The 3328-nt window shown below is 39.0% G+C and carries 3 protein-coding genes; all 3 read left to right on the top strand.

Going from position 1 to position 3328, the window contains the following annotated elements:
- Window positions 1-210: 210 nt before the first annotated feature.
- Window positions 211-879 carry a hypothetical protein gene (locus tag N7931_RS19055; protein WP_262795926.1) on the top strand — a complete coding sequence of 223 codons (669 nt, stop codon included), beginning with the start codon at window positions 211-213 and terminating at the stop codon, window positions 877-879.
- Between the two features lie 128 nt (window positions 880-1007).
- A complete protein-coding gene (locus N7931_RS19050; protein ID WP_262795925.1) occupies window positions 1008-1823 on the top strand; it encodes a DUF2971 domain-containing protein in 816 nt (271 codons plus the stop codon).
- Window positions 1824-2297: 474 nt separating this feature from the next.
- Window positions 2298-3125, top strand: a complete 828-nt coding sequence (locus tag N7931_RS19045; RefSeq protein ID WP_262795924.1) for a DUF2971 domain-containing protein — start codon at window positions 2298-2300, stop codon at window positions 3123-3125.
- Window positions 3126-3328 lie beyond the last annotated feature (203 nt).

Below are 3328 nucleotides of genomic sequence, written 5' to 3'. Positions count from 1 at the left end.
TCGAACTACTGCAAAAGAAGGCCTTAGTTGCAGCTAGGGCTTGGGTCTCACTTTACCTTAAATCATTAATTTGGTGGGGTTATTATCCATACAAGTTACTCAAAAGGACGCAAAACGCTTGGCTTGTGCTCCTTCGTCGCTAATTATAGCCAAGCATTTTTGCGCCCATTAGTAAGGCGTTAGCTTTTAGTCCAACCAAGGAGAGTAAAGATGAGAAAACTAGTACTTCTAATATTGTTTATGGCATGTGGTGGTGCAAATGCGGCGGGGCTATCGGCTGATGCATTGGAGCCGGTGTCCCTGAGCGTCAAGGATGTAGAGAAACTCAACAAGCAGAATGAGTTGATTTTGCCAACCTTTAATCAACTAGATCTTGCTCAGAGGTCAAAGTTTGCTCTTTATGAGCTAGCAAACCACGAAGTAATTACCAATACATATGTATTTAAAGCCGACGGAAAATTGGAGTATCTGGGGTCTAAGCTTGCCGCTAGCGGTCAGAAAATACTTTTTCAGCAGGACTATACAAGCTACAAAAATGTTGATGTGAACGGAAAGAGGAAGAAGGTCGGAATTCTACTCAGACTCGAAGCAGAATTGGTTACTAAGAAAGCCGATCTTAATCTCAATGGTATATTTGCTATTGGCGCAGCAGCTTCAAGTGGCTCAGCATCAGGCAGACTAAGACTAAAAGTATACGGCCTTTCAGGTGAAGCAATCTCTTTAGCAATTCCTGCTCCTAGTGATATTTCAGAACAGTCACTTCTAAACGCGTTTACGGCAATTGCTACGATTAAGTCAAAGATATATGAGGATAATGTATTTGTAATTCCTCAAGATATCCCCGAACTCCCGTTTGAACTAGGTAGAAATCAAAGCTAACTAGGCTGTAAACCGGATCCAAATTACTACGCGGTTGTTTGTGCATTCGCATCGCTCACTGTCGCACAAACAACCGCTCCGTAACTCGGCCCGGTTACAGCAGCGTTATAACCACATGGAGAGTTTTGGTGTTTACCTACCAAAAAGATAATTCACAATATATCTATCACTATACAAAATCAAAAACAGCGATAGACCATATATTGAATGATGGAACTCTTAAATTTTCTTCTTTTTCTAAAACCAATGATCCAAAAGAAACTAAAAATTGGTTTTTTATGCCAGGCACTAATGAAGGAAGAAGTTTAGATAAATACAATCCTGATATCTTGTCTAAATTGCTAAATCCATATTTTAAAGAAGCTACTCAATTACTTTGTTTTTCAAAAGATGGAAACTTAACTGGTAACCACATGGTAGACAATCCACGCAGAGGCTTCTGTAAGCCGAGGATGTGGGCTCAATACGGTGATAATCATGCTGGAGTGTGCTTGATATTCGATTTTAAAAGGTTTTCTGAATTGTTTTTTGAGCAATTTAGTAAAATGACTTATCACTGCGACAATGTTGATTATGAGGATCGATTGTTAGCTGATATTCAAATGGAACAAGCATTCATAATTAACGTAGATCATTTAGAGAGGCGAGGTGAAAAAGATTATGCTTATGACCATTTACTCAAACATAAGAAACGTCTCTATTTTGAAAAAGCAAAAGACTGGGAAAATGAAGCTGAATATCGATTTGTGGTTTTTGAGTGTCAAAAAGAACTATTTTTTTCTTTTAAAAACTCATTAAGTGGTATTCTTTTTGGAGAGGGTTGCAGTGATTCAGATATTTCAAAAATTGTTCAGTTAACTAAAAATTCTTGTGTCCAATACCAACAATTGAAGTGGCGTAATTGTACTCCATGGTTTGACTTCGGGCGTATGTCGTGGTTATAACAAACAACTCATGTGGGACTGCTAAAGCTTGGCTCGGTTCCGCTTCGCTACACATTTTAGCCAAGCTTTATCAGCCCCATAGTTGGGCGTTGCTTGTATAAAAACGAACAGGAAGACTTTAATTATAGGCTATGCAGAATATTTTGCTGTATATTTAATCAGTATAAGTTCTGCGTTTTTTAGAGCAATAAAGTCTAGCAAAGAAACTTGACGGGGCTATACTGTTTTTCATTACCCTTAAGATTAACTCTAGGCTGTTGGAAGAGTTCGTGGTTCTTCACAATCAGACCAAGAGTTAATCTTAAGGATCTGAAATTCCCGCCAATAGCTCATTTTTTGGTTTTTAATTCGCAGTTTAAAGCGCACTAACGTGCAAACTGCCAAGCAACAAGAAAAATCAAAGGGTTATTTATAAACGATTCTCTAAATGCTATAAATAACCTTTGTTTTAAGCGTTAAATCCAAGGAGTCAATTTGAGCACGATTTACCATTACTGTGGAATTAATGCTTTTTTTAATATCATCCGAAACAAAAAGCTCTGGGTATCCGCAGCTAATAATCTGAATGATTATAAAGAAGTGGATTGGTTTATTGACAAAGCCAGGAATAAACTATCACAGGCAGTCAGACCTGAGAATCAAGACTACTTAAATGAGTTTTGGCTGCATAGATCTGTTAATTCGCCAATGCCTTATATCTGTAGCTTTTCAAAAAATGGTGATTTGCTTAGCCAGTGGAGAGCGTATGCTGATGATGGTTCTGGTTTGGCCATCGGATTTAATCGTGAATATTTTGGATTTGATTCAAAAATGCCAACGCCGAATGTTTCAAGCAAGCAATCCGTTGGTTTGGCCGATGTCATTTACGATGAGAAATATCAAGATCGGATAGTTGATACGCTTGTTGGTACAGTTGGAACCCCGACAGAGAGTGACGACGAAAAATACAATCGATTTGCGAATGCGGCAGTTCTGATAAATCAATTTTCGTACATATGTAAAAACTCTGCCTTCAAAGAAGAAGATGAGGTTCGTATTGTGCATACGCCAGTTATATTTGGTAATGATAATGGTGGTACAAGGGTATTGGGAGGGATTTCGGATCTACAGCATAGGGTTTCTGGGGAATACATAACTTCGTACTTTGAACTCGACTTTGCTGAGGATAGGGCTGCGGAGGCACTTGTCGAGGTGATTTTGGGTCCGAAGTGCAAAATAAGCAGATTCGATATTGAAACATTTTTGAGTGTTAGCGGTTTTGGACAAGTTAAATATAAAATGTCTAATGCAAGTTATCGGTAGCATGATTTAACAAGTTGCAGCACGCAGACCCAGTTACGCCGGGGAAATATGTGGTCGCTGCGCTCTTTTACCACATATTTCCCCGGCGCAACTGGGCTGGTGTGCAAGGCGTTGAACTTGTTTTTCTGTATTTAAGTTTAGTCGGCTAACTGGCTTTAGCTGACGTAAATATCCTAGAGCTCAACTTCCGCTTCTGGCACAGA

Source organism: Catenovulum sp. 2E275 (assembly GCF_025515275.1).
In the GTDB taxonomy this organism is placed as follows: Bacteria; Pseudomonadota; Gammaproteobacteria; order Enterobacterales; family Alteromonadaceae; genus Catenovulum.
Note: the sequence above shows the minus strand (reverse complement) of the source record. Positions and strands in the feature narration are given on the sequence as shown.